We start from the raw sequence: 24,432 nt of genomic DNA, 5'->3' as shown, positions 1-24,432 counted from the left end.
GATGAGTATCGAGACCCCGGCCGCCCAGGCCGGGCCATTCGCCCACGAGCGCATCAGCATCTCCCGCACCATGGGGCTGGTCATGCTGGCCCTGCTGCCGGCCACGGCCTTCGGGCTCTGGCAGTTCGGCTGGCCCGCCATCTACCTCTTCGCGGCGACCATCGCCTCGGCCTTGCTGTTCGAGGTCATGAGTCTGGGGATCGCGGGAAAGCCCATCCGCCCCTTCGTCTTCGACGGCTCGGCCCTGCTCACCGGCTGGCTGCTCGCCATGACCTTGCCGCCCTGGGCGCCCTGGTGGATCGGCGTGGTCGGCAGCTTCATGGCCATCGTCATCGCCAAGCAGGTCTTTGGCGGCATCGGCCAGAACCTCTTCAATCCGGCGATGGTTGCGCGTGTGGCCATTTTGATCGCCTTCCCCCTCGAGATGACCAGCTTCGTCGAGCCGGCGCCCCTGTTCTCCGCCGATGCGCCCGGGCTGGTCGAGGGGCTGGCGATCACCTTCGGCGGTCAGGGCTTCGATGCCTACAGTGGCGCGACCGTCCTCGGGCACGTGCGCACCGAGCTGGGCCAGGGGCTCAGCCTGTCCGGCATCCTGCCGGGCTTCTTCGCGCCACTCTCCGGGGCCATCGGAACGGTCGCCGGCAGCATGGGCGAGACGTCGGCGGTGCTGATCCTGCTCGGTGGGCTCTTCCTCATCTTCAAGCGCATCATCACCTGGCACATCCCGCTGGCCATGCTCGGGACCATCGCCGTGCTCGCCACGGTCATGAATCTCTATGACCCCGAGCATTACACCAGCGCGCTCTACCATCTGGTATCCGGCGCGACCCTGCTCGGCGCCTTCTTCATCGCCACGGACCTGGTGACCTCGCCGGTCTCGACGCGGGGGCAGCTCCTCTTCGGCGCCGGCTGTGGGCTGCTGGTCTACGCCATCCGCACCTGGGCCGGCTATCCGGAGGGCGTCGCCTTCGCGGTGCTCTTGATGAACGCCTGCACCCCGCTGATCGACTACTACATCAAACCGCGCGTCTATGGCCGTGACCGCAAGGGCGCGCCCATCGAGTACGCCGACGACGCGGAGGTGGAATCATGAGTCACGCCAGCGTGCCGAGCTACCGCCAGCGCATCGGCTATCAGGCCGGGCTGCTCGGCGGCTCCACCCTGCTCGCCGCCGCCCTTCTCGTCATGGGCGACATGGCGACCCGCGACACCATCGAGCTGCGCAAGGCCGAGGACCTCAAGGCCTCGCTGAGCCAGGTCATTCCGCCCGCGATGCATGACAACGACCTGCTGGCGCACCCCCTGACGCTCGAGAACGCGGATGGCGCGCCCGTGACCGTCTATCGGGCGCTGGACGGGCTCCAGGTCAAGGCGGTCGCCTATCGCATCGTCGGAATCGGCTATGCCGGCGAGATCGAGTCCATCATGGGCATCGGCGCCGACGGCAAGATCCTCGGGGTGCGCGTGCTCGCGCACGCCGAGACGCCCGGACTGGGCGACAAGATCGAGGTCGCCAAGGACGACTGGATCCTCGACTTCGACGGACTCTCGCTAGGAGAGCCGCCCGCGGAGCGCTGGGCGGTCAAGAAGGACGGCGGTGACTTCGACCAGTTCAGCGGCGCCACCGTCACGCCGCGTGCCGTGGTGGGCTCGATCCGGCGCGGTCTGGAGTTTTTCCAGAGCCACCGCGAGGCCCTGACGACCCCGGCCCAGATCACCACGACGGATCCCGATGCGCCCGTCCGGAGTCAGCCATGAGCACAGACACAGAGACCAAGCCCAAGACCCCGTGGGGGCGGATCGCCTCCGACGGCTTCTGGAACAACAACGTCGTCTTCGCCCAGTCGCTCGCCCTCTGTCCCCTGCTGGCCGTGACCGGCACGGCGACCAACGGACTCGGCATGGGGCTGGCGACCACGGTCGTCATGATCGCGGCCGGCCTGCTCGTCGCCATGATTCGCGGCCAGGTGACGCCCGAGGTGCGCATCCCCATCTTCATCCTAGTGATCGCCGTCCTGGTGACCCTGGTCGATCTCGGCATGAACGCCTGGCTGCATGACCTGCACAAGGTGCTGGGGCTCTTCATCCCCCTCATCGTCACCAACTGCGCCATCCTGGGGCGGGCGGAGTCCTTCGCCTCGCGCAACCCAGTGCTGCCCTCGGCCTTCGACGGGCTCATGATGGGCGTCGGCTTCACCTTCGTGCTGGTCGTGCTGGGCGGGCTGCGCGAGATCATCGGCAGCGGGACCCTGTTCGCCAACGCCAGTCTCTTGCTGGGCGATGGCATGTCCTTCCTCGAGGTCACCATCATCCCCGAGTACCGCGGCTTCCTGCTGGCCATTCTGCCGCCGGGTGGATTCATCGCGCTCGGCTTCATGCTCGCCGCCAAGCGCCTCATCGACGCCCGCATCGCCGAGGTCAAGCGCCGCAGCGCCGAGTCCGGGGGCGAGGCCTTGGCGTGATGCCGGGTGCGGTCATTTGGAACCGCAAAGGCGCAAAGGCGCAAAGGACGCGAAGAGGGCGTAACCGGTCCCTCTTCCACTGTGCCTTCGGGCTGAGGGCGTAGGGTGGACAAGCGCAGCGCAGTCCACCGGCATCGGCGCGGGATTCGGTGGACTTCGCTCGCGCTCGTCCACCTGGCTGGTGCCCACGAATCTTCTTAAGACTGGAGCGAGAACAAAGATGCACGTCGGAGTCGCTTACGCAGACAAGTTCAAGCAGACCTGGCTGAAGCTGGACGTGCCCGAGGGAAGCACCATTCGGGACGCCATCGAGCGCTTGGGTCTGCTCGACCAGTTCCCGGAGATCGATCTGGACGTCAACAAGGTCGGGATCTTCGGCAAGATCAGCAAGCTCGATACCAAGCTCGCCGATGGCAATCGGGTGGAGATCTATCGTCCCATCACGGCCGACCCGGAGACGGTCGAGCGGCGTGATCGGGATGAGGATGACTGAGCTGGCGGCCGCCAGCTCTCTAGGGCGGGATCGCTCGGCATACTGAGCCGACTGGCAGGCTGGGGGCCCAAGCCGACGCGACGGTGCGCTGGCATCTAGCCATGCCCCGCGCGTCGGCAAGAACCTCAGATACGAATTCCCCGCATCCCGAGCTGGCGCCGAACGATGGGGTCGGTGCGGTTCTTGGACGTTGCCGCCTTCATGAAGACCACGACGCGGTCGATGTCGCGAATGACCCCGAGCAGGGTCTCGTCGTTGTCGTACAGACTGCGCAGGGACTCGAAGGCGACATCCATCAGGTGCTCGTCGGCGCGGGCGATCCCTACAGCATAGGCGATGTTGCAGGCGAGACCGCGCTCATGGTGGTGCAAGCGGCCGGCAAAGCGTCGCCAGGCGTCCATCCAGCCTTCCCATTCCCGCGCCGAGACGTTGGTTCGACTGGTGCGCAGAAAGAGCACCACCTTCAGCATCTCGTCCTTCCAGGCCCATGACGCCGAGCCGAGCTTCTTGCGCACGCGCTCTACGACACGGCCGTGATACTCCACGCAATGATCGCACTGATAGTAGAGCCCCAGGGCATAGGCGATGTACTCGCGCTCGAGCTCGCTGAGCGTGAAGGGGTCTGACTCCCCGGGCGCGCCCGAAAAGGTGTGGGCGTGCAGCTCGTTGAGCACGTCGTTGAAGGGTTGGCCCTGAATGGACTCGCGGACTGCTTGACCTGGCACCGATGAAACCTCGTGAAGAACTGGTGTTGCTAGGGGGATGCTACGCACGCTTGTATTGCAGTGCAACATTAGAAGTTGCTGCTAGACGCGCGACTTCAAGTCTGGCTCAGCGCCGCTTGCATGCATCAGGCTCAGCATAGGCAGCGCGAGCCAGCCGCACTGTGACCGAGGTCGCTTGGACCGGCCGAGGCGCTCGACGCGGCTGCGCCTCAAATGCCGCTCGCCGTGCGTCGGTGAGGCCGTCGCCTGCGGGCAGGGGTCCGTCCCCGTCGACAGCCGTGGCTATAATGCTGACTCGACACAGTCCGCGGCATGTCGCCGCTGGCCCGCACTCGGGAGCCTCGGATGCCTTCCTCGAGCACCAAGTCCGCCAATCGACCGAAGCCGAAGCGCGGCCGTTGGGAGGCGGTCGGCCTCTTCGGCGGCAGTGCCCTCTTGGTCGTTATCGCCTTCTACGTCACCGCGCAATACATCCAGCCAGCACCGCCGGTGCAGGTCAGTATCGCTACCGGCGGCGCCGAGGGCGGCTACTACAGCTACGCGGAGCAGTATCGCCGGGCCTTGGAGCGCCACGGGATCACCCTGGACGTGGTCGAAACGGCGGGCTCCGTGGACAATCTCGCGCGCATTCTGGATGCGGATGCGCCGGTGGACCTGGCCTTCGTTCAGAGTGGGGTCGCCACGCCCGAGCAGCGCGAGGCCTTGATGGGGCTGGGGAGCATGTTCTACGAGCCGGTCTGGCTGTTGGTGCCCGTCGACGCGGAGGATCTTCCGCTGAGCGCGCTGGAGGGCGCGCGGATCGGCATCGGCCCGCCCGATAGCGGGACGGCCTTTCTGGCCGAGCGCATGCTCCGGGAGAGCGGGATCACGGATGACAATGCGGAGCTGATCCGCGATGACACCGCCGCCTTGGCCGAGCGGCTGCGCTCTGGTCGGCTAGACCTGCTCGTCATGGTGGCCGCCGCGGACTCTCCTTTGCTCGCCGCCCTGGTGGCGGATCCCGAAGTGCGTGCTCGGACACTGGATGAGGCGCCGGCCTATGCCCGGATCGACCGCTCGCTCACCCGGCTCGAGCTCCCGACCGGCGTGCTCGACCTGGCTCGGCAGTCTCCAGAGAGGGACCTCGACCTGGTTGCGGCGACGGCAAACTTGGTCGCCCGGCCGGACATTCACCCGGCACTGGTGGATCTCTTGATCGAGGCGGCGGTCGAGGCGCACGGACAGGGCAGCTTGCTCGCCGCCCCAGGGACCTTTCCGACGCCGCAGCACAGCGACTTTCCGATGAGCAGCGACGCCGAGCGTCACTACAAGCATGGCCCGCCCTTCCTGCAGCGCTATCTCCCCTTCTGGGCGGCGACCTGGATCGACCGCACCAAGGTCATGCTGCTCCCGCTGGTCGCCCTCTTGTTCCCGCTCATCAAGATCTTGCCGCCCATCTATGCCTGGCGGATCCGCCGACGCATCCTGCGCTGGTATGTCGAGCTGAGAAAGATCGACCTCGAGCTCGAGACCGGCCGTGGCGACGACGCTGCCCTCGACGCGCTCGCGGGGCGCCTGGAGCGCATCGAGTGCGAGGCGGCGCAGGTCGACGTGCCGCTGTCCTACTCCGACGAGCTCTACGATCTGCGGCTGCACGTTCAGCTCCTGCGGCGGCGTCTGGCGACCGTTCGCGAGGCCTGATCGCGGCTCCGCCGGCCGATAGCGTCAGCTTGAACCTAGATCCGGCAGTTGACCGCTTCGTGCTTCATGCAAGGCCTTGATCACTTTCAAGATCGGGGTTTCCTGCTGGCTCACCCGCCAGGTGAAGCCCGCTACGGCCTCCAGGTCAACAGGTGTCGGCCTGGAGGCCGACACTCCCAGCCTTGGGGCCATCGGCACCGACGCTGAGATTCGCCAAGCTAGGCCGTCGTCAGTGAATCCCGCAGGGCGCGCACCGTCGCCATGAGCACGGGGCGCTGGCTGGCGGGCAGCTCGGAATAGATCATCATCAGCTCGCGCATCTCCTCGGGGAAGGACAGGAAGAGCGGGTCGCGCTCGACGTGCTGCTCGTCCAGCCAGCCCGGCTTGGCGCCGAGGAGGCGCTCCAGTCTGCGGGCCAGCTCGTCGGAGATCGGCAGAAAGGGATTGTCCAGGTGCTCCCGCAGCCGCTTGCGCGAGATGCGCAGCCGCTTGACCGTCTCCGCCAGCCGTTCCTCGTCCGCCTCGATGCCATCCAGCGCCTGGGCCAGATTCTGGTGCCGCACGGCCTGGAGGTCGCGCTCGCTCGGTCGGATCGGCCCCTGGCCGAACATCAGCCAGCAGGCGGAGACGCCGGTCGCCTCCGCGATCAGCAGCATGTCGTCCGCGCCAGGCGTGGAGATGCCGGCCTCATAGTTGCCGAGCCGCGAGGGCTTCCAGCCGGGGATGCACACCAAGAGGCTGGCCTGAGTGGGCAGGCCGGCCATCTTGCGCGCGAGCTTTATACGTCCGGGGATCGTGGTCGATTGCATGTGCTCGGTGATTTACAAGAATCTTGATATTTGTGTTGACATACTTGATTTGCGCGCTAGACTAGCCGCCCATTGAATCAACTGACAACTGCAATCGAGAGGATCGAGACTCCAATGATCGTCAGCGGCAACCTCAAACAACCAGGGCTCCGGACCTCCTTCGCGGGGCGGACGGACAGTGCTGCGCCTCTGAGCTGAGTCTTTTTCGATTGTGATCGCGGAAGGCCCAGCAAAAGGGCCTTCCGGCGGGATTTCAAGCCCCGACCGGGAGCACCGGTCGGGGCTTTTTTGTGCCTGGAGACTTGGCGCTTCGGGCGAAACCAGCTTCGCGGAGCGCATCGCGTGGTCAGCGCTTGGGGCTCTGAATGCCCCGGTGGCGGGCCTAGGCGCCAGAGGGTGTCCCTGGGGTCCGTACCCACTGCGCGATGGCCGTGGAGGCGACAACGTAGCTCAATCGGGTAGAGCAACTGGTTTTGGACCAGTGGGTAGCGGGTTCGAATCCCGCCGTTGCCACATGAGGCGACTGTCCATCGCCTTCGGTTGGAGCCTGCTCCAACCACAGCCCAGGGGTGAGCCCCAGCCCGATGATCAAGCGATCCCCGCCCGTCGGCGGGCCGGCAGGGAGGCCGGATCGGGGGCGTCGCGGCGATCTTGCGCCTTGGAGAAACGCGCGGATCGGAGCGCTTCGCAGCAGGTCGTCTGCACAGGAGTGCGGAAGGCGCCGCAGGGTCGCGGCTCGACCAAGCCGGAGCCTAGCGGCCGTGCGGCCTTCATGGCCCATCGCCGCGACGCGGGGCGAGCCGCTTAAGAGAGCTGCCAGCTTCCAGCCTCCAGCTGCCAGCTTTTTGCAGTCAGCCAGTTGACGAGCAACTGGATTGGCTCGATTCGAGCGGCTGTTGGAGGCGTCAGCAATCGAAGAGCGCGATGACGCAGGGGCTGGAAGCTGGTCGCTCTTCCGCAACCCAACCGATAAGCGAAACAGGTAGACATGATGCCGCCCCCTTGATCGACCGACGGCAGAGGAGACGAGAACGATGAGAATCATGGGATACAAGCGACAGGTCGTCGCCCAGCACGAGCGTGCCCTGGTGCTGAAGAACGGGATGCTGGAGCAGGTGCTGGGGCCGGGCGTCTACCACTGGGTGGACCTGGCCGGCGCCCTGGCCATCGAGGTCTACGACCTGACCAATCCGGAGCTGAGCCACGCGCATGCCGAGGTCTTCCGCAAGGAGGCCGCGGCGCTCTGGAATGCCTGGGTCGACGCGGTCGAGACCGCCGATCGAGAGGCCGGACTGGTCTACCTGGAGGGCCGGCTGACCACGCTGATTCCGCCCATGAGTCGTCGCTTCTACTGGAAGGGGCCGATCGAGGTGCGCGTCGAGCGGGTCGACCTGTCGGCCGACCTGGCCGTCGATGCCGAGCTCATGGAGAGCATCCGCCGGATGCGGCATAGGGACGCCTGGACCACGGCCTCGCCCGCACTGCGGGAGAAGGCCCGCACGCTGGGCAAGGTGCTGCCGGGGACGGAGTTTCTGGACAACATCCTCGAGGAGGAGGTCGCCGACCACGAGATCGGTCTGTTGATCCAGGATGGACGGCTGATCCGGACGCTACAGCCTGGAGTCCACGCCTTCTGGAGCTTCGCGCGGAATCTGCAGGTGGAAGTGACCGACCTGCGGCTGCAGGAGCTGGAGGTCCAGGGGCAGGAGATCCTGACCCGTGACAAGGTGAGCCTGCGGATCAACCTGAGCGCGCACTACCGGGTCGAGGACCCCGTGAAGGTCCGTGCCGGGCTGCCGAAGTACAAGGACTTCCTGTATCGGGAGCTGCAGTTCGGGCTGCGTCAGGCCATCTGCGACCGCACGCTCGACGAGCTGCTGGAGCAGAAGGGCGTGACCGAGCAGGGATTGCTCGCAGGCATCCAGGAGCGCGCGGAGCCCTACGGGATCCAGGTCGAGGCGCTGGGGATCAAGGACGTCATCCTGCCGGGTGACATGAAGCAGATCCTCAACCAGGTGGTGGAGGCGGAGAAGGCGGCCCAGGCCAACCTCATCCGCCGCCGCGAGGAGACGGCGGCGACGCGGTCGCTGCTCAACACCGCCAAGCTGATGGACCAGAACCCGGTCCTGCTGCGGCTCAAGGAGCTGGAGGCGCTGGAGCGCGTCACCGAGCGGGTCGGCAGTCTGACTGTCTTCGGCGGCATGGAATCGCTGCTGCAGGGGCTGGTCCGGATCGAGGCCCCCAAGGGGTAGATGCGTAGGGTGGACAAGCGCAGCGCAGTCCACCAGCGCCGAGGCGAGATTCGGTGGACTTCGCTCCCGCTCGTCCACCCTAAGATGATTGACGTGCCGCAAAGGATTGCGGTCGTTTGGTCACGGGTCATAGCAACGAGGTACAAGGAGATGAGCAAGCTGCGAAACCCGGTCGCCCGGTCCCCGCTGCTGCGCAAGGGCGGGCCGCATGAGCGGTCCGCATCGAGTATTCGGGCGGGCTACCGCAAGACGATCGAGGCAGGAATCGACGCCTTTCAGGGTCTCGATCCCGGTGAAATACGAAACGATAAGAGGCGAAAGCACAAGTAAGCGAACGGGTTTGCTCTCACGCTTTAGAGTGGCAGCGCGTCGGTGCTGCTCGAGCATCGCCTAGCACCTTACTGGCAGGAAGAAGACCATGCCGATCAAGCGAGTCATCAGCAAGGGCCGTGTCCCGGTCAAGATCTACACGGAGGACGTGGCCGAGAACGCCATGAAGCAGCTGGAGAACGTCTCCCAGCTGCCCTTCATCCATTCGCACGTGGCGGCCATGCCGGACGTGCATTGGGGAATGGGGGCGACCATCGGGTCCGTGATCCCGACCCTCGGGGCCATCATTCCTGCGGCGGTTGGGGTCGACATCGGCTGCGGCATGAATGCGCTGCGGCTGTCGCTGCGCGCGGATCAGCTGCCGGATTCCTTGGCCAGGGTGCGCTCGGCGATCGAGGCCGCCGTGCCGGTCGGCTTCGACGGACACGCCGAGGATGCCTGGTGCGCCGAGGGGCTGAAGCGCGTGGCCCCGGGCCTCAAGCCGATCCTGGACAAGCACCCCAAGATTCACGCCCGCTGGCAGAGCCAGCTGGGAAGCCTGGGTGGCGGAAACCACTTCATCGAGCTCTGTCTCGACGAGGCCCAGCAGGTTTGGATCATGCTGCACTCGGGATCGCGCGGGATCGGCAACCGCATCGGGATGCACTTCATCGAGCTGGCGAAGCGCGAGATGGAGCACTGGAAGATCCGGCTCCCGGACCAGAACCTCGCCTACCTGCCCGAGGGCAGCAAGCACTTCGACGACTATGTCGAGGCGGTCGGCTGGGCGCAGGACTATGCGCTGGAAAACCGTCGTCAGATGATGCGGCTCATCATCGAGGCGTTGCGCGATCGGCTGCCGCCCTTCGAGACGACCACGGAGGCGATCAACTGTCACCACAACTATGTGGCACGCGAGCATCACTTCGGAAAGGACGTCTACCTCACCCGAAAGGGCGCGATCCGCGCGGGCGAGGGCGAGCTGGGGATCATCCCGGGGAGCATGGGCGCCAAGTCCTATATCGTGCGGGGGCTGGGGAATCCCATGTCCTTCTGCTCCTGCTCGCACGGGGCGGGGCGGCGCATGAGCCGTGGGGAGGCGACCCGTCGCTTCACCCGCAAGGACCTGGAGGCCCAGACGCAGGGTGTCGAGTGCCGTAAGGACAAGGGCGTGATCGATGAGATCCCGGCGGCCTACAAGGACATCGACGCCGTCATGGCAGACCAGACCGACCTGGTCGAGGTGGTGCACACCCTGAAGCAGGTGCTGACGGTCAAGGGGTGAGGCGGGCTGCCGCCGTCATGAGGCGGCGGCAGCTGATGTGGAGTGCTATTTGACCGGGATGGCGAGGCTGTCTTTCCCATGGCGCTTCAGCAGTGCCTGGACCTTCTTGGCCTCTGCCCGGCTGGCGTACCCGCCGGTGCGCACGCGATGGGTGACGCGGCCGTTGGAGAGCGTCGCGGCTTGGACGCTGGTGGAGACGCCGAGCATCGCGAGCTGTGCCTTGAGGCGCTCGGCATCCGCCGCTCGGCTGAAGGAGCCGACCTGGACGACATAGGAGCCGCGGCGAGGCTTGGCCGCTGGCGCCGGCGTGGGTGCCGGCTCGACGGCCCTGGCTTGCGCCGGCTCGGGCGTGGCTGGCTTCTCCTGCACGGGCGGCTGAGGACGTGGTGCCGGCGGTGGCAGCGGCGGGGCCTTGCCATCGTCGTCATCCTCGGCCTGGGTGAGGATCTCCTCGAACTTGAAGCTCGGTTTGGGCCGGCTGGGACTAGCGCTCTCGCGTGCCGCCGTTTCGGTCGCTGGCTCCGCCGCGTCCTGGCCCGGGGCCAGGATCTTGGTGGCCACGACTCCGACGGCGATGCCGACGATCAGCCACCAGACGCAGGACCTGCTTTGCTTGCGCTTGGACGGCTGCGATTGGCTGGAGCGGCGATAGTCCCTGGGCATGTCACATGCTCTCCGGTGCTGAAACGCCGAGCAGCCCCAGACCGTTGCGCAGCACCTGACGCACGGCCAGGATCAGCTTGATGCGGGCGTCGCGCAGAGCGGTGTCCTCGACCAGGAACTGGTGGGCGTTGTAGTAGGTGTGAAGCTCGTTGGCCAGCTCGCGCAGGTAGTGGGTGAGCTGATGCGGCTCTTCCTTGAGGGCGGCCGATTCGACGACCTCGGGATAGCGCGTCAGGGTACGCAGCAGGGCCTGCTCGTGCTCCTCCGAGAGCCTGTCCAGGTGCGTGGTCCCGCTGCTCGGCTCGACGACCATGCCGCGATCGGCGGCCTGGCGCAGCACGCTGCAGACCCGGGCATGGGCGTATTGGACGTAGTAGACCGGGTTGTCCGAGGACTGTGACTTGGCCAGGTCGAGGTCGAAGTCCAGGTGCTGCTCGCAGCGGCGCATCACGTAGAAGAAGCGCGCGGCGTCGCTGCCGACCTCCTTGCGCAGCTGCCGCAGGGTGACGAACTCGCCGGAGCGGGTCGACATCTGCGCCTTCTCGCCGCCGCGATAGAGGATGGCGAACTGGACCAGCAGGACATCGAGCCGATCGGTGTTGTCGCCGAGTGCCTTGAGCGCCGCCTTGACGCGCGGGATGTAGCCGTGGTGATCCGCGCCCCAGATGTCGATGACGCGGTCGAAGCCGCGCTCGAGCTTGTCCATGTGGTAGGCGATGTCGGAGGCGAAGTAGGTGGTCTGGCCGTTGTCGCGCACCACCACGCGGTCCTTCTCGTCGCCGAAGTCGGTGGAGCGGAACCAGAGCGCGCCATTCTGCTCGTAGACCTGGCCCGACTCGCGCAGCCGCTCGATGGCCTTGTTGACCGCGCCGCTCTCGGTGAGCGAGCGCTCGGAGTACCACTCCTGATACTCCACGCCGAACTCCAGGAGGTCGGCGCGAATGTCGTCGAGGATGGTGCTCAGGCCCAGCTCGAAGACATAGCGGTAGCGGTTGTCGCCGAGCAGGCGCTTGGCGGCGTCGATGAGGCCGTCGATATGGGCCTCCTTGTCGCCGCCGTCGTCTTGGGGCTCGCCTTCGAGCGCGGCATCCGGCGGCAGGCCGGCGAAGACCTGCCCGGCCTCGACGCGGTAGGCGTCGCCGTGCTCGCGGTGCAGGGTCGCGGCGATGTCCCAGACGTAATCGCCCTTGTAGCCGTTGCTCGGGAACCTCAGCTCCTCGCCGCACAGCTCGAGGTATCTGAGCCAAACGGATGCGGCCAGGATGTCCATTTGGCGGCCGGCGTCGTTGACGTAGTACTCGCGGTGCACGTCGAAGCCCACGGCCGCGAGCAGATCGGCGACCACGGCGCCATAGGCCGCGCCGCGCCCGTGTCCGACATGGAGGGGCCCGGTCGGGTTGGCGGAGACGAACTCGACCTGTACGCGCTTGCCGGCGCCGATGTCGCTGCGGCCATAGCCGCGACCGGCCTCGAGGACGCGCGGCACGACGGCGCGGTAGGCGTCCTCGGCCAAGAAGAAGTTGATGAAGCCGGGGCCCGCGATCTCGGCCTTGGCGACCAGTGGCGAGGCGGGCAGGGCGTCGAGGATGTGCTGCGCCAGGTCGCGCGGCTTGGTGCGCGCCTGCTTGGCCAGCACCATGGCGATGTTGGTCGCGAAGTCGCCGTGAGAGGCGTCCTTGGCGCGCTCCACCTGGGGCTCTGGAGGCTCGGCGAGCGCGAGCTGGCCGTTGCTGGTGAGCGCGGAGAGCGCGGCGGAGATGAGATCTTTGATGTCTTGCTTCATGCAGGCTGACGGCTTGCCGACTCGCGCGAGACTCGGCTCCGGGCGCGCCTCGGCGCATCGCTGAGCCAGGGTTCTGGGGAGTCCGCAACGGGTTGATTGTTTCGGTGCTTGGGTGTCGCGCCGCCCCCGCGCTCGGGCGGAAAACGGCGAGCACAAGGATACCTGAACCCGCGTCGGATGGTTAGAGCATGTCCTGAGGGTCGACATCCAGCGACCAGCGCAGTCCGCGCCGTCGTGGAAGCTGGCGCAGCGCGTGGGTCCAGTGGCGGAGAAACCGCTGCAGGAGGGGGCGGCTGGCGCATTGCAGCAGGAGCTGGGCGCGGTAGCGTCCGGCGCGGCGCTCCATGGGGGCCGGGACTGGACCGAGCAGCTGGACGCGGGACTCGTCGAGCCGCTCGCCGAGGCGGCGTGCCTCGCGCAGGAAGTCCAGGGCAAGCGTCTCGTCCGCCGCGTCGGCCCGCGCCAGGGCGAGATGCATGAAGGGCGGCAGCTCGGCCGCGCGGCGCTCGTCGAGCTCCTGGGCGGCGAATCCGCCATAGCCATCCTTCAGCAGGGATTGCAGCAGCGGATGCTCTGGGTGCCGGGTTTGGAGGACGACGCGGCCCGGCCGCTCCGCCCGTCCGGCGCGGCCCGCGACCTGGATCACCAGCTGGGCCGTGCGCTCGGGGGCGCGGAAGTCGCTCGCGTACAGCGATTGGTCCAGGTCGAGGATGCCGACCAGGGTGACGCCTGGGAAGTCGTGTCCCTTGGCGAGCATCTGGGTGCCGAGCAGGATCTGGATCTCGCCTTTGCGGGCGGCGTCGAAGAGGCGCGTCAGCTCGCCCTTGCGGCGGGTGCTGTCGCGGTCGATCCGCGCCAGGCTGACATCGGGGAAGAGCGGGCGGAGCTCGTCTTCGAGCCGCTCCGTGCCCTGACCGAGCATTCGCAGGTCCAGCCCCTGGCACTCCGGGCAGCGCGTCGGCAGCGGCTGCGACCAGTCGCAATGGTGGCACCAAAGCCGCTTCTGGCGCAGGTGCAGCGTGAGGCGGGCGTCGCAGTGGCGGCATCCGCCGACCCAGCCGCAGCTGTGGCAGGTGAAGACCGGCGCATAGCCGCGCCGGTTGAGGAACAGCAGCACCTGATTGCCGGCGTCGATCTCCGCGCGCATGTGGCTGCGGAGCACATTGGAGAGGCCGGCGCGCAAGGGCTGGCGGCGGATGTCGAGCAGGGAGATCGCCGGCGGGCGCGCCTGTCCGGTGCGGTGCCTCAGGCGCAGCCAGGCGTAGCGATTGGCGCGCGCGTTGTGAAGGGTCTCTAGCGAGGGGGTGGCGGTGCCGAGGACGACCGGGCAGCTGGTGAGCTGCGCACGCCGCACCGCCAGGTCGCGCGCCGAGTAGCGGAAGCCTTCTTGCTGCTTCAAGGAAGGGTCGTGCTCCTCGTCGACCAGGATGAGGCCCAGACGCGGGAGAGGCGCGAAGATGGCGGAGCGGGTCCCGAGCAGCAGGCCGGCCTCGCCGCGGGCGGCCAGTTGCCAGTCGCGCTCGCGCTCGGTGTTGCTGCGGGCGGAGTGCAAGACGGCGATGGGGCCAGAGACGCGGCTGCTGAAGCGCTCGCGCAGCTGCGGGGTCAGACCGATCTCCGGGACCAGGACCAGCGCCTGTCTGCCTTGCTCGATCAGTGCCTGGACCAGACGGATGTAGACCTCGGTCTTGCCGCTCCCAGTGACGCCGTCGAGCAGAAAGGCCTGGAAGCGCCCGAAGGCTTCCTGAATGCTGGCCGTCGCCTCGGATTGCTCGTCGGTCAGCGGGTAGGGTGGCGGCGGGGAAGGCGCCGTCACCTGCGGGGCCGGCTCTCGCCGCTCCAGGGTGCAGCTGGCGATGAGTCCCTTCTCGCGCAGGGCGCGCAGCGCTGCGCGGCAATCTCCGATCTGGGCTCCGAGCTTGGTGAGCGAAAGCCCGGCCGGCGCTCTCTGCAGCAGCGCCAGCACCGCACGCTGCTTGGGTGCGCGTGCGAGATCGGCGAGGGCCGTCGCACAGCCGAGCGGCGTTGCCCGAGCGCCCGGCTCGTGCTCGTCCAGCAGGGGGGCCGAGGTGCGCAGGCGTGCCGGCAGGGCGGTGAAGACCGCCTCGCCGAGGGGCTGCTGGTAGTAGTCGGCGGCCCAGCGAACCAGCGCCAGGTCCTTGGGTCCAAGCAAGGGCCTGGGGTCGAGCAGCCGCTCCACGGCCTTGAGCTTGTCGCTGGGCTGCGCGCTCTCTTCGCGCACCTCGATCAAGATCCCGACCCGCTGGCGGTGTCCGAAAGGGACGAGCAGACGGGATCCTGGCGCCGGTGATGCATCTGCGGCGTCGATTGGCGGCAGATAGTCGAAGAGGGCTGCGAGCGGGGCATCGACCGCGACGCGGTAGATGATCATGAGGCGTGATGAAGGATCATGAAGAATCGCGCCCTGGCTTCGCCAGAGAGCCGCTTCTGTGCGCGCCCTGATTGCCACGGGGGCGAGCGGGATGAGAGGGCTCGGGTTGTTTCGTGGTCAATTGTTCACAATATCTGTGGATAACTCTGGGGATAGTCCTTGAGCAAGCGTCCCCAAGGCGCGTCCCTTGGGGACTCGTGCGGTTCTGGCTAAATGCTGACCACCTGGTCTCAAGGCTCGACGAAACAATAACTTACGCTATTTGTGCCAGTCCCGCTCTGCGTGGGGTTGACGAATTCGGTGAGGCGGCCAAGCCGCTGCGGTGGCTGTGGGTGGGGGATGACTTCAGGGTCTTGCCGCGACGTCCGTCGCGGCGCTCGACGGGAGCCGTATGGGAATTCGCCCCGCTCGGCATCCTGTTTCCGGAATGCATCATTCCCCAGTCTCGCTCCCTTGCGCCTTCGAGTTGAGCGTGTATGATTCCCGCAAATTCCGAGCCGTATCCAGCTATGTTGCCACTCAATCAACAGGTACTGCGAACGGATTTGGCAGGTATGCCCCTGGAATGGGTCGACTACCGGGCCGCCGCCCGTCTCTATTTCCTCGGGCAGGTCGCCTACTCCTGTGGCGACCAGCTGTTTCTCCTGCGCGGCGGGATCAACGCCGTGACGCGCACTCAGAGCCAGCTAGGAATTCATTCCATCATCGCCACTTACGGCATCCATCACGCCCTGAGCAAGCTGCAGGATGACTATGTCCCGCCGCTGTCGAATCGCACCCTGTTTCAGCGCGACGATCACATGTGCATGTACTGCGGTCAGCGATTCTCATCCAGGCAGCTCTCGCGAGATCATGTCCGCCCGACGAGCAAGGGTGGCGAAGACCACTGGAACAACGTCGTCACTGCCTGTGTGCGCTGCAACAACCATAAGGCCGGCCGCTCCCCCGAAGATGCGCGCATGGAGCTGCTCGCGGTGCCCTTCACGCCGACGCACGCAGAGTACATCTATTTGATGGGGCGCAACGTCCTCGCGGATCAGATGCAGTTCCTGCGCGCGCACTTTCCTCGGACGAGTCCACTGCATCGACGCATTGGCCGCGGGGCATCGAAATGACGCAGTGGGCGACGATCGCACAGGCGATCAGCACTGCGACGGGACGGCCTTTCGAGGTCCGCTCCAACCGGGCGGTTGGCGGAGGCTGTATCAATACAGCCGCGGTGCTCGGCGACGGCAGCCAGTCCTACTTCGTCAAGCTCAACGCGACGGACCGGCTGGATATGTTCGAGGCGGAGGCCGCCGGCCTGCGGGCGCTGGCCGAGCCGGGCGCCATGCGCGTCCCGGAGCCCATCTGCACGGGGTCCGCCGGAGGCCAGAGCTTTCTGGTGATGGAGCTGCTCGATCTCGGCGGTCGTCTCGACGGGGTGCCTGCCGGACGCCAGCTGGCCGAGCTGCACCGGGCGACCGCGCCGACATTCGGCTGGGAGCGCGACAACACCATCGGCTCCACGCCCCAGCGCAATACCCAAACGACCGACTGGGTGCGCTTCTGGCGGGAGCATCGTCTCGGCCGGCAGCTCGAGATCGCCGCCGCCAATGGCTACGGCGGACGCCTGCAGGCTGCCGGCGAGCGCCTCATGGCGCGCCTGGACGCACTCATCGACCATGCGCCGGAGGCATCCATCCTCCACGGCGACCTCTGGGGTGGGAATATCGGCGCGACCCGTCAGGGGGAGCCGGTGATCTTCGACCCGGCGGTCTACTATGGGGACAGAGAGGCCGATATCGCCATGACCGAGCTGTTCGGGGGCTTCGGGGGCGACTTCTATGCCGCCTATCGGGAGGCTTGGCCGCTCGATGCTGGCTATGCGACCCGCAAGACCCTCTACAATCTCTATCACATCCTCAACCACCTCAATCTGTTCGGTGGCGGCTACCTGAGTCAATCGCAAGGGATGATCGAGCGTCTGCTGGCCGAGACCCGCTGAGGTTACGCCAAAATGACGGATGTGTTAAAAACCTGCCATCATTGCACCAGCAGGTTCGCAACGCAGTTTGAGCTACGCTGATCCCTTCTTTTATATGCCTCGAGAGCTGCTGCTTCTCCGCCACGCCAAATCTGATTGGGACTCGGGCGCCGCGACGGACTTCGAGCGTCCGCTGGCCAAGCGCGGCAAGAGCGATGCGCCCAAGGTCGGCAGCTGGCTCTATCGCGAGGGTTTGGTGCCCGATCACGTCGTCAGCTCGCCAGCCGAGCGGGCGCGTCAGACCGCCGCCAAGGTCTGCAAGCGCATGGACTTCAAGAAGAAGCGCATCGTCTGGGACGAGACCGTTTACGAGGCCAGCCTCCCCGAGCTGCTGGACGTCTTGGCACGCTGTCCCGAGGGTGCCGCGACCGTCTTGCTCGTTGGCCACAATCCCGGCCTCGAAGAGCTGCTGCGCCACCTGGTCGGCGAGGACATCGAGATCCCGGAGGACGGCAAGCTGCTGCCGACCGCAACGGTCGCGCGCCTCGAGATGCCGAATGACTGGACGGCGCTTGGCTCAGGGACCGCTCAGCTCGTCTCCATCACCCGCCCGAGGAGTCTGTAGCTCGAATGCGGTGATTCGAACCGCAAGGCGCGAAGGGCGCAACGTGAATTGGAAGTTGGGTCGATGCGCTTCGGTCCACTACGTTCAGATCAGGATCAGCTGTACCACCCATTCTGCTCCTCTGCTCCTTGCCGTATCGGGGCAAGCCAAGTCAGGCTTCCGATTTCCCCAATGTCCCTACTCTGGGCTCCTTGCTGGCCCACACCCGCAGCGCGACCAGAATGGCGGCGAAGAGCCCGATGCTGCCTGCGATCCAGATCCCGGCCGAGAGGGGGGCGCGCTCGAAGGTCGCGGTCTGGTAGAAGACGGTCGCGGTCAGGAAGGCGATGGTCGTCGTCCAGAAGCCGACGAACATGGCCCAGGGCGCGCCCGCCTCACGCACGATGGCACCGATGGTGGCGATGCAGGGGAAGTAGAGGAGGACGAAGAGCAGATAGGCGAAGGCGCCGGCCTGGCCGTCGAAGCGCTCCGCCATGGCGCCGAAGGTGCCGCTTTGCACGCCCTGCTCGTCGGCGGCCGCGGCCTGGTCGCCGACTTCGCCGACGTCCAATCCCAGTGGGTCGAGCACCCGCGCCCCCAGGTCGGACAGATTCTCGCCGATCGAGGCGCCGGCTCTCCCGATGTCGCGCCAGAGATCGAAGGGCTCGGGCTCGCTGGTCGGGGCCTCCTCGGCCGCGAGTCGGCCATAGAGCGAGTCCAGGGTCCCGACGATGACCTCTTTTGCCAGAACGCCCGAGAAGACACCTAGGATTGCCGGCCAGTTGTCTTCGCGGATGCCCATGGGGGCGAACAGTGGCGTCGCGGTGCGGCTGATGCCCGCCAGGATGGAGCTGTCGCTCTCCTCGTTGCCCAGGCTGCCGTCGCTGCCCACGGTGGAGAGGACATTGAGCACCAGGACCATGAGCACGATCACCTTGCCCGCCTCGCGGAGAAAGAGCTTGACCCTGTCCCAGGTGCGCAGCAGGACGCCCTTGAGGGTCGGCAGGTGATAGGGGGGCAGCTCCATCAGCATGCCCGAGCTGTCGCCTTGGAGCAGGGTGTGCTTCATCGCCAGGCCGGAGAGGATGGCGACCGCGATCCCTGTCAGATAGAGGGCGAAGACCAGGTTCTGACCCGAGTGCGGGAAGAAGGCGGCCGCGAAGAGGGCGTAGACGGGCAGCCGCGCGCCGCAGGACATAAAGGGGTTCATGAGGATAGTGAGCTTGCGCTCGCGCTCGCTCTCCAGGGTGCGCGTCGCCATCACCGCCGGCACGTTGCAGCCGAAGCCGACGATGAGGGGGACGAAGGCCTTGCCGGGCAGCCCGATGGAGCGCATGAAGCGGTCCATCACGAAGGCGGCACGCGCCATGTAGCCGCTGTCTTCCAGGGCGGAGAGCACGATGTAGAGGCTGGCGATGATGGGGATGAAGGTCCCCACGACCTGCAGCCCGCCGCCGATGCCGTCCGCGAGCACCAGGCTGAGCCAGCCGGGTGCGTCCAGGCGCTCGAGCAGGGCGCCGAGGCCGTCGACGAAGAGCGCCTGTCCCAACAGGTCGAAGAAGTCGATGAAAGCGCCACCGATATTCATGGTGAACATGAACATCAGGTAGATCATCAGCAGGAAGAGCGGGATGCCGAAGAGCTTGCTCAGCACCACTTGGTCGATGCGGTCCGAGAGGGTGCGCTCGACGCGGCGGCTCTCGCGCACGACCCGCTGGGCGAGGGTATGGGCGTGGCCATAGCGGGTGTCCGCGATGTGTAGGTCCGTGTCCTCGCCCGCGCGCTCGGCGACCTGGTGACGGGCCTGCTCGACGAGGGTCATGACCTCGGGGCTCGCGACCTTCTCGGCGATAGGGTCTGACTCCAAGAGCTTGAGTGCCAGCCAGCGCGTATTGGCTTGCTCTGCGCTGTCCCCCAGCTTCGGGATCAGGTCTGCGACCGCCTCCTCGACACACTCGCCCTGAGCCAGCGGCATGCCGGCGGGCTCGCGCCCCTCGGCGACCGCGAGCAGGCGGGCCTGCAGCTCCGTCAGTCCTTCCTTGCTGACGGCGACCAGAGGCACCACCGGGCAGCCGAGCGCTTCGGCCAGCTGCTCGGTGTCGATCTGGATGCCGCGCTTGCGCGCCACATCCATCATGTTGAGCGCGATGACGATGGGCACGCCCATCTCCAGCAGCTGCACCGTGAGATAGAGGTGCCGCTCCAGGTTGCTGGCGTCGAGCACGTTCACAATCAGGTCGGCGTCGCGGCTGAGCAGGTAGTCGCGCGTGACGACCTCGTCGAGCGAGTTGGCGTCGAGCGAATAGATCCCGGGCAGGTCGATGACGCGGATGCGCCGCCCGTCCAGCTCCATGGAGCCTTCCTTGCGCTCGACGGTGACGCCGGGCCAGTTCCCCGTGGTCTGCCGGATGCCCGTGAGGGCATTGAAGAGGGCCGACTTGCCGCAGTTGGGGTTGCCCGCAACGGCGACCGTCAGCTGGGTACTTGGTCGGTCGTCCGCGGCCACGGGACCGGTGGCTTTGCCTGTCATCGTGAAGATCCGCCCCTAGCTCGTGACGCCCAGGTGGCTGCCGTCAGCGACCTGCTCGACCTCGTCCGACTCGCAAGGGGCGCAGCCCGCCTCGGGTGCCTCGGGCGTGACCCACAGCTTCTCCGCGATCCCGGCGCCGACGGCGATGCGTGCCTCTCCGCTCGCCAGCACCAGACCCTGCCCCCTGCGCTGGACCACGCAGAGCGAGCTGCCCTGCCTTAGACCCAGTGCCAGGAGGCGGCGCGTCAGGTGGCGGCCGCCACGGATCTCGGTGAGGCGGGCGGGCGTCTCGTGGGGAAGGTCTGAGAGTGGGATGAGCTGGGGCTGGTGAGACATCGTCTGTTACTGCTAGGGCCTTGGTCGGTCTCCGATACGAAGGATCCAAGCATAACCCGAAGCAGGCCGCTTCCGCAGATGAATTCGAGATCGATTCATGCTCGCATTTGGCCGCTCTTGCCAACGGGCAGGTGCCAAGGGAGCTAGCGTCTTTGGCTAGGCGGCTCGGAGTCGCTCTGTCTGGCCGAGGAAGCCCTGTCTGGCCGAGGAGGCCTCCCTGGATCTGGCATGGTTGCAATCGGTTGGCGCATCCCAAAACTTCCCCACCGTAGATCGAGATCACTGATAACCAATGCTCTGGAGGAGACGACGATGGACGGTGGATCCTTGGCTGCTGCCGAAATGATGGTCTTTCTCGGATTGGTCGGCTGGCTTCTCTATTACCAATTCATGAGCTCGGGACGCGACTCGAGCAGCTCCAGCTCCGAGGTCAAGCAGGAGTCTAAAGCCGACGAGTCGAATGGCTGAGACTCGGACGTCTCGGCCACTCGGCCAATCACTCGGGGGCGGCGCGTGATCAGCACGGGGACCTTGATGCTCGGCAAGGCGCTGCTGACCGCAAGTGCCGCCCTCGGGCTCTGCTTCTGGCAGCTCTGGGTACTGCGCAGGGACAAACGGCGGCGCGAGTCGGACTCGCGAGACCGCCCGGACGAATCACCGGCGGATCACAGTCGCTGAAGCACCTCGCGGCGAGGTCGCGCCCTGGCGCGCGAGCTGAGCGCCTCCCAATCCTGCCTTCGGCCCTCGCCATCCGCACTGCACAGCTGCGCTCAACGCAGCTCGAGCACCAGCTCGGATGCACTCCCGCCGACTAGATGCCGACTTCGTCGGCGATTCACGCTTGGCCTAACGCGCCAGCGTCTTATCGCATATCATGCGGCTGCGACAAGCGCGTGCCGACGCGCTTGGGCGCCCGATCGAAGCGGCGCTACCCCAGCCAAGACGAGCGACCTTCGCATGACGAATAAGAGGATGGTGTTTCGCGAGGAGCTGAGCGTGTCCTCGGACTATCTCCGCATGGCGGTGCCTCTGATGGTGCAGCGCCAGATCCCGCCGACGCCTTACAACTACGCACTCTGGTATGCGCACGTGCAGAACACGCATCCGGAGCTCAGCAAGGCCCTGTTGGAGCAGTTTCCGGGACCTGGAAGCTACGACCCGGACGTCAGCGAATCGCTGTTCTTCGAATTCTTCGTCAAGACCTATCTGCCGAACAGTCCGCAGGCCCAGAATCTCCTGGTCAACATCCTCACGCAGCTCGCGCGGTCGGTGTCCAAGAGCGCCGAAGGCACCGAGGCCTATGGCGAGTCGCTCAAGGATACCCTTCAGATCCTCGAGCAGCCGATCGATTCCGAGCGGATTCGAGCCGCCCTGAAGCGGCTCATGGAAGACACGGCGAGCCTCGAGGATCTGAACAGCCAGTTCCGCGACGAGCTGGCGGCAGCGAGCGCCGAGGTCGCGAAGCTCAAGAAGGAGCTGGAGGAGAGCCAGTATGACGCGCGCGTCGACAGCCTCACCAAGATCGCCAATCGTCGCGCCTTCAACGACGCCTTGCAGCAGGCGCTCAGCTCGGGCGATGAGCCGACCTCACTGCTCCTGCTCGATCTCGATCGCTTCAAACAGTGCAACGACACCTACGGTCATCTCATGGGCGACCGTATCCTGGAGATCGTTGGGGGCATCCTCGAGGAGATGCAGGACGACGCCACCTTCGTGGCCCGCTTCGGCGGAGAGGAGTTCGCGGTGATTGCCACCCGCCCCTTGGCTGCCGCAGCCGAGCTGGCCGAGCGGATCCGCCACAAGGTGGCGAGCCTGCGCATCCAGCGCAAGGGGTCGCAGAATGTCATCGGTGGAGTGACTGTGTCGGTCGGTGTCGTCGAGGCCGAGGGCGAAGAATCGCCCGAAAGTCTCATCGAGCGCGCCGATATCGCCCTCTATCGCGCGAAAGACGAGGGGCGCGACCGCGTCGTCGTGCTCAGCCAGCCGGCTGAATCCAGTCTCGACTGAGGCGCCGTCGGCACGGAGCGCGGCGAAGCGGCTCCGTGATGACCCAGTGACGTCCCCAGGGGGTCCGCGGGCCCTGTCGCTCACCACAGATCGAAGCGGTCGAGCTCCATGCTGAATTGGCCGCGTCCCTGGGTGAGGCTGCGCAGCGAGGTCGTATAGCCCAGCAGCGGCTCGAGCCCCGCCTCGGCGGCGATGGTCGCCATCTCGCCTTGAGTCGAGGTGCTCTGAATCAGCGCCTTGCGCGATTGGAGATCCCCCAGCACGGTGCCCAGATTGGGCTCGGGGACGATGACCTCGATGCGCATGATCGGCTGCATGGTGGCGGGTCTCGCCCCCTCGAGCGCCTTGCGCAGGGCCTTGCTGACCGCGGCACCAATGGCCTCGGGCGTCGATCCCTGACCGAACAGCTCGATCTCGACGACCTCGACACTGAGATCCAGCACCTCGGCTCCGGAGCGCGGGCCGGACGCGAGCGTGGCCTGTATCGCCTGCTCGATCGCGCTCGCTTGAGCTTCGCTGAGTGCGCTCCCCTCGGGCAGGACGCTCGGACGGACCTCGATCTGCTCGCCTTGGCCGCGCTTTGTCGGCGCGACCTTGACGACGGCTCGCGCCATCAGATCCGGCTGGCGCGGGTCTGGCGTCGGCGGTGGCGCGAACAGGGCCTCGGCGGAGGCCGTCGCGCAAATGGTCTCGCGCACGGCGACCGCGGGCTTGCCGGTCCTGACCGCCACCCCGAACTCGCGCGCGAGCCGCTCGATGACGATCTGCAGGTGCAGCTCACCCATGCCGCGCAGCAGGCGCTGCCCGGTCTCCGGGTCTTCCTCGACCACGAGGGTCGGGTCCTCCTGCTGGACCTTGTCGAGGACCTCGACCAGCTTCTCCTCGTCGGTGCCCGCGCCGGGCTCGATCGCGAGGCCCAGGACCGGGGAGTGCGTGATGATGCGCTCGAGGCTCAGGGGATTTCCAGGTGCGCAGAGCGTGTCGCCCGTGGTGGCGTGCCTGAGCCCGGCAAGCAGCACGATCTGCCCCGCCAGCGCCTGGTCGAGCTTGGACTTCTTGCCGGCATCGACGTCGAAGATGCGCGCGACGTGCTCCTGCTTGGTCTGCCCGTCGCTGCCTAGGAATTCCACGCTGTCGCCGGGCTTGAGCGTGCCGCGATAGAGGCGGGCGAAGACGTGTCGACGCCCGTCCCAGAGCTGGACCTTGAACGCCAGCGCCGCGAGCGGCCCGCCGCCGCCCATGACGATCTCTTCCGACCTTCCATCCGGTCGTTTCGCAAGCGATGGGGGACGATCCATGGGGGCGGGCAGGAAATCGACGATGGCGTCGAGAAGGGGCTGCACGCCGAGGTTGCGCAGCGCGCTGCCGCCGAAGCAGGGGAACAAGCTGCCGGCCAGGGTCCCTTTGCGCAGGGCCGCGCGCAGGCTTTCGGCATCTGGCTCTTCTCCGGCCAGGACCAGGTCGGCGAGCGACTCGTCGGCCTCCGCGGCGGCCAGGGCAAGTGATTCGCGCAGGTCGGCGCAGTGCTCCCAAAGGTCGGGCGGGCAGGGCTCGACGACGACGTCTTCGCCTTGCTCTCCAAGGAAACGAATCCGCGATCGATCGATCAAATGGATCACCGAGTGATCGTCCGGGAAGGGCAGGGTGATGGGCGCAGGCTCCGCCTTGAGCCGCGCGCGGATGGCGTCCAGGCTGCGCCTGAAGTCTGCGCCTGGGCGGTCCATCTTGTTGACGAAGAAGAGTGCGGGGAGCTTGAAGTGCTCGCGCTGGCGCCACACCGTCTCGGTCTGGGGCTCGACACCGCGGACGCCGTCGAGGACCAGAACGCAGCCGTCGAGCACGCGCATGGCGCGCTCGACCTCGATGGAGAAGTCGACGTGTCCCGGCGTGTCGACGACCTGGATCAGGTGCTCGCGCCAGGGTGCCTTGGTGACGGCGGCCGTGATGGTGATGCCATGCTGCTGCTCTTCGGCCATGTAGTCCATGTGCGCGGCGCCGTCATGGACCTCGCCGATCTTGTAAGACGCGCCGGTGTAGAAGAGGATGCGCTCGGTCAGCGTCGTCTTTCCGGCGTCGACGTGAGCGGCGACCCCGATGTTGCGAACGTGAGACAATCGCGACGGCTTTTTCATCGAA

The 24,432-nt window shown here is 66.6% G+C and carries 22 protein-coding genes and 1 tRNA gene; 15 read left to right on the top strand and 8 right to left on the bottom strand.

Translation table 11 applies throughout. From position 1 onward, the window contains the following. Window position 1 precedes the first annotated feature (1 nt). From G3446_RS01615 to G3446_RS01600, 4 genes are all read left to right on the top strand, one after another. On the top strand, window positions 2-1,093 hold the full coding sequence (locus tag G3446_RS01615) for an RnfABCDGE type electron transport complex subunit D (protein WP_164450651.1): 1,092 nt from the start codon (window positions 2-4) through the stop codon (window positions 1,091-1,093). After that, window positions 1,090-1,758, top strand: coding sequence for an electron transport complex subunit RsxG (gene rsxG / locus G3446_RS01610; protein WP_164450650.1), 669 nt, complete (start codon window positions 1,090-1,092; stop codon window positions 1,756-1,758). Before G3446_RS01615 ends, rsxG begins: the two co-directional genes overlap by 4 nt. Beyond that, complete coding sequence (locus tag G3446_RS01605) at window positions 1,755-2,462, top strand: electron transport complex subunit E (RefSeq protein ID WP_164450649.1); 708 nt, start codon at window positions 1,755-1,757, stop codon at window positions 2,460-2,462. Before rsxG ends, G3446_RS01605 begins: the two co-directional genes overlap by 4 nt. Window positions 2,463-2,682: 220 nt before the next feature. After that, window positions 2,683-2,955 carry an RnfH family protein gene (locus G3446_RS01600; RefSeq protein WP_164450648.1) on the top strand — a complete coding sequence of 91 codons (273 nt, stop codon included), beginning with the start codon at window positions 2,683-2,685 and terminating at the stop codon, window positions 2,953-2,955. Between the two features lie 125 nt (window positions 2,956-3,080). Here G3446_RS01600 and G3446_RS01595 read toward each other — a convergent pair whose 3' ends face one another. After that, window positions 3,081-3,680: a hypothetical protein gene (locus G3446_RS01595; RefSeq protein WP_164450647.1), complete on the bottom strand. Its 600-nt coding sequence runs from the start codon at window positions 3,678-3,680 to the stop codon at window positions 3,081-3,083. Window positions 3,681-4,025: 345 nt separating this feature from the next. Between G3446_RS01595 and G3446_RS01590 the strand changes: the two genes are divergently transcribed. After that, window positions 4,026-5,360: a TAXI family TRAP transporter solute-binding subunit gene (locus G3446_RS01590; RefSeq protein WP_164450646.1), complete on the top strand. Its 1,335-nt coding sequence runs from the start codon at window positions 4,026-4,028 to the stop codon at window positions 5,358-5,360. A gap of 218 nt (window positions 5,361-5,578) precedes the next feature. Here G3446_RS01590 and G3446_RS01585 read toward each other — a convergent pair whose 3' ends face one another. Beyond that, window positions 5,579-6,169, bottom strand: coding sequence for a helix-turn-helix domain-containing protein (locus G3446_RS01585; RefSeq protein WP_164450645.1), 591 nt, complete (start codon window positions 6,167-6,169; stop codon window positions 5,579-5,581). A 439-nt stretch (window positions 6,170-6,608) separates the two neighbouring features. Between G3446_RS01585 and G3446_RS01580 the strand changes: the two genes are divergently transcribed. From G3446_RS01580 to G3446_RS01565, 4 genes are all read left to right on the top strand, one after another. Next, window positions 6,609-6,682 (top strand) — tRNA-Gln (locus G3446_RS01580). Window positions 6,683-7,203: 521 nt separating this feature from the next. Beyond that, window positions 7,204-8,421 (top strand): slipin family protein, encoded by a 1,218-nt coding sequence (locus G3446_RS01575; protein WP_164450644.1) that lies wholly within the window; start codon window positions 7,204-7,206, stop codon window positions 8,419-8,421. Between the two features lie 150 nt (window positions 8,422-8,571). Continuing rightward, complete coding sequence (locus G3446_RS01570) at window positions 8,572-8,751, top strand: hypothetical protein (RefSeq protein WP_164450604.1); 180 nt, start codon at window positions 8,572-8,574, stop codon at window positions 8,749-8,751. An 88-nt stretch (window positions 8,752-8,839) separates the two neighbouring features. Further along, entirely contained in the window at window positions 8,840-10,015 is a 1,176-nt protein-coding gene (locus tag G3446_RS01565; protein ID WP_164450643.1) for an RtcB family protein, read from the top strand. A 45-nt stretch (window positions 10,016-10,060) separates the two neighbouring features. On the opposite strand, the gene G3446_RS01560 is transcribed toward G3446_RS01565, so the two are convergent. From G3446_RS01560 to G3446_RS01550, 3 genes are all read right to left on the bottom strand, one after another. Further along, complete coding sequence (locus G3446_RS01560; protein WP_164450642.1) at window positions 10,061-10,678, bottom strand: SPOR domain-containing protein; 618 nt, start codon at window positions 10,676-10,678, stop codon at window positions 10,061-10,063. A gap of 1 nt (window position 10,679) precedes the next feature. Then, a complete protein-coding gene (gene argS, locus G3446_RS01555; RefSeq protein ID WP_164450641.1) occupies window positions 10,680-12,461 on the bottom strand; it encodes an arginine--tRNA ligase in 1,782 nt (593 codons plus the stop codon). Window positions 12,462-12,642: 181 nt separating this feature from the next. After that, the gene (locus G3446_RS01550) at window positions 12,643-14,853 is read right to left on the bottom strand and encodes a primosomal protein N' (protein ID WP_164450640.1); all 2,211 of its coding nucleotides are present in this window, start codon (window positions 14,851-14,853) and stop codon (window positions 12,643-12,645) included. Window positions 14,854-15,362: 509 nt separating this feature from the next. On the opposite strand from G3446_RS01550, the gene G3446_RS01545 reads away from it, so the two are divergent. The 3 genes from G3446_RS01545 (at window position 15,363) to G3446_RS01535 (ending at window position 17,444) form a co-directional block, all read left to right on the top strand. Then, entirely contained in the window at window positions 15,363-15,968 is a 606-nt protein-coding gene (locus G3446_RS01545) for an HNH endonuclease (RefSeq protein ID WP_164450639.1), read from the top strand. Then, window positions 15,965-16,840, top strand: a complete 876-nt coding sequence (locus G3446_RS01540) for a fructosamine kinase family protein (RefSeq protein ID WP_164450638.1) — start codon at window positions 15,965-15,967, stop codon at window positions 16,838-16,840. Before G3446_RS01545 ends, G3446_RS01540 begins: the two co-directional genes overlap by 4 nt. A 94-nt stretch (window positions 16,841-16,934) precedes the next feature. Continuing rightward, complete coding sequence (locus tag G3446_RS01535) at window positions 16,935-17,444, top strand: SixA phosphatase family protein (RefSeq protein ID WP_164450637.1); 510 nt, start codon at window positions 16,935-16,937, stop codon at window positions 17,442-17,444. Between the two features lie 151 nt (window positions 17,445-17,595). Here the strand turns inward: G3446_RS01535 and feoB are convergent, their stop codons facing one another. Then, on the bottom strand, window positions 17,596-19,953 hold the full coding sequence (feoB, locus tag G3446_RS01530) for a Fe(2+) transporter permease subunit FeoB (protein WP_164450636.1): 2,358 nt from the start codon (window positions 19,951-19,953) through the stop codon (window positions 17,596-17,598). 15 nt (window positions 19,954-19,968) lie between these two features. Continuing rightward, window positions 19,969-20,289: a FeoA family protein gene (locus G3446_RS01525; protein ID WP_164450635.1), complete on the bottom strand. Its 321-nt coding sequence runs from the start codon at window positions 20,287-20,289 to the stop codon at window positions 19,969-19,971. 312 nt (window positions 20,290-20,601) lie between these two features. On the opposite strand from G3446_RS01525, the gene G3446_RS27420 reads away from it, so the two are divergent. The 3 genes from G3446_RS27420 to G3446_RS01515 all read left to right on the top strand — a co-directional run bounded on the left by G3446_RS27420 (window position 20,602) and on the right by G3446_RS01515 (window position 22,296). Further along, window positions 20,602-20,757, top strand: a complete 156-nt coding sequence (locus G3446_RS27420; protein WP_167757057.1) for a hypothetical protein — start codon at window positions 20,602-20,604, stop codon at window positions 20,755-20,757. A gap of 45 nt (window positions 20,758-20,802) precedes the next feature. After that, window positions 20,803-20,967 (top strand): hypothetical protein, encoded by a 165-nt coding sequence (locus tag G3446_RS01520; protein ID WP_164450634.1) that lies wholly within the window; start codon window positions 20,803-20,805, stop codon window positions 20,965-20,967. Between the two features lie 279 nt (window positions 20,968-21,246). Next, window positions 21,247-22,296 (top strand): GGDEF domain-containing protein, encoded by a 1,050-nt coding sequence (locus G3446_RS01515; RefSeq protein WP_164450632.1) that lies wholly within the window; start codon window positions 21,247-21,249, stop codon window positions 22,294-22,296. A gap of 80 nt (window positions 22,297-22,376) precedes the next feature. Here the strand turns inward: G3446_RS01515 and G3446_RS01510 are convergent, their stop codons facing one another. Next, on the bottom strand, window positions 22,377-24,428 hold the full coding sequence (locus G3446_RS01510; RefSeq protein WP_164450631.1) for an elongation factor G: 2,052 nt from the start codon (window positions 24,426-24,428) through the stop codon (window positions 22,377-22,379). Window positions 24,429-24,432: the final 4 nt, after the last annotated feature.

The sequence above is a fragment of the Thiorhodococcus minor genome (assembly GCF_010820565.1).
Classification (GTDB): Bacteria; Pseudomonadota; Gammaproteobacteria; order Chromatiales; family Chromatiaceae; genus Thiorhodococcus; species Thiorhodococcus minor.
Note: the sequence above shows the minus strand (reverse complement) of the source record. Positions and strands in the feature narration are given on the sequence as shown.

What these genes read in the sequence shown, in the direction of transcription:
- G3446_RS01560 (WP_164450642.1), bottom strand. Translation starts at nt 10,678, where the DNA reads ATGCCCAGGGACTATCGCCGCTCCAGCCAATCGCAGCCGTCCAAGCGC.
- G3446_RS01590 (WP_164450646.1), top strand. Translation starts at nt 4,026, where the DNA reads ATGCCTTCCTCGAGCACCAAGTCCGCCAATCGACCGAAGCCGAAGCGC.
- G3446_RS01600 (WP_164450648.1), top strand. Translation starts at nt 2,683, where the DNA reads ATGCACGTCGGAGTCGCTTACGCAGACAAGTTCAAGCAGACCTGGCTG.
- G3446_RS01585 (WP_164450645.1), bottom strand. Translation starts at nt 6,169, where the DNA reads ATGCAATCGACCACGATCCCCGGACGTATAAAGCTCGCGCGCAAGATG.
- G3446_RS27420 (WP_167757057.1), top strand. Translation starts at nt 20,602, where the DNA reads ATGGACGGTGGATCCTTGGCTGCTGCCGAAATGATGGTCTTTCTCGGA.
- G3446_RS01540 (WP_164450638.1), top strand. Translation starts at nt 15,965, where the DNA reads ATGACGCAGTGGGCGACGATCGCACAGGCGATCAGCACTGCGACGGGA.
- G3446_RS01605 (WP_164450649.1), top strand. Translation starts at nt 1,755, where the DNA reads ATGAGCACAGACACAGAGACCAAGCCCAAGACCCCGTGGGGGCGGATC.
- G3446_RS01510 (WP_164450631.1), bottom strand. Translation starts at nt 24,428, where the DNA reads ATGAAAAAGCCGTCGCGATTGTCTCACGTTCGCAACATCGGGGTCGCC.
- G3446_RS01535 (WP_164450637.1), top strand. Translation starts at nt 16,935, where the DNA reads ATGCCTCGAGAGCTGCTGCTTCTCCGCCACGCCAAATCTGATTGGGAC.
- G3446_RS01545 (WP_164450639.1), top strand. Translation starts at nt 15,363, where the DNA reads ATGTTGCCACTCAATCAACAGGTACTGCGAACGGATTTGGCAGGTATG.
- rsxG (WP_164450650.1), top strand. Translation starts at nt 1,090, where the DNA reads ATGAGTCACGCCAGCGTGCCGAGCTACCGCCAGCGCATCGGCTATCAG.
- G3446_RS01550 (WP_164450640.1), bottom strand. Translation starts at nt 14,853, where the DNA reads ATGATCATCTACCGCGTCGCGGTCGATGCCCCGCTCGCAGCCCTCTTC.
- G3446_RS01565 (WP_164450643.1), top strand. Translation starts at nt 8,840, where the DNA reads ATGCCGATCAAGCGAGTCATCAGCAAGGGCCGTGTCCCGGTCAAGATC.
- G3446_RS01570 (WP_164450604.1), top strand. Translation starts at nt 8,572, where the DNA reads ATGAGCAAGCTGCGAAACCCGGTCGCCCGGTCCCCGCTGCTGCGCAAG.
- G3446_RS01515 (WP_164450632.1), top strand. Translation starts at nt 21,247, where the DNA reads ATGACGAATAAGAGGATGGTGTTTCGCGAGGAGCTGAGCGTGTCCTCG.
- feoB (WP_164450636.1), bottom strand. Translation starts at nt 19,953, where the DNA reads ATGACAGGCAAAGCCACCGGTCCCGTGGCCGCGGACGACCGACCAAGT.
- G3446_RS01525 (WP_164450635.1), bottom strand. Translation starts at nt 20,289, where the DNA reads ATGTCTCACCAGCCCCAGCTCATCCCACTCTCAGACCTTCCCCACGAG.
- argS (WP_164450641.1), bottom strand. Translation starts at nt 12,461, where the DNA reads ATGAAGCAAGACATCAAAGATCTCATCTCCGCCGCGCTCTCCGCGCTC.
- G3446_RS01615 (WP_164450651.1), top strand. Translation starts at nt 2, where the DNA reads ATGAGTATCGAGACCCCGGCCGCCCAGGCCGGGCCATTCGCCCACGAG.
- G3446_RS01575 (WP_164450644.1), top strand. Translation starts at nt 7,204, where the DNA reads ATGAGAATCATGGGATACAAGCGACAGGTCGTCGCCCAGCACGAGCGT.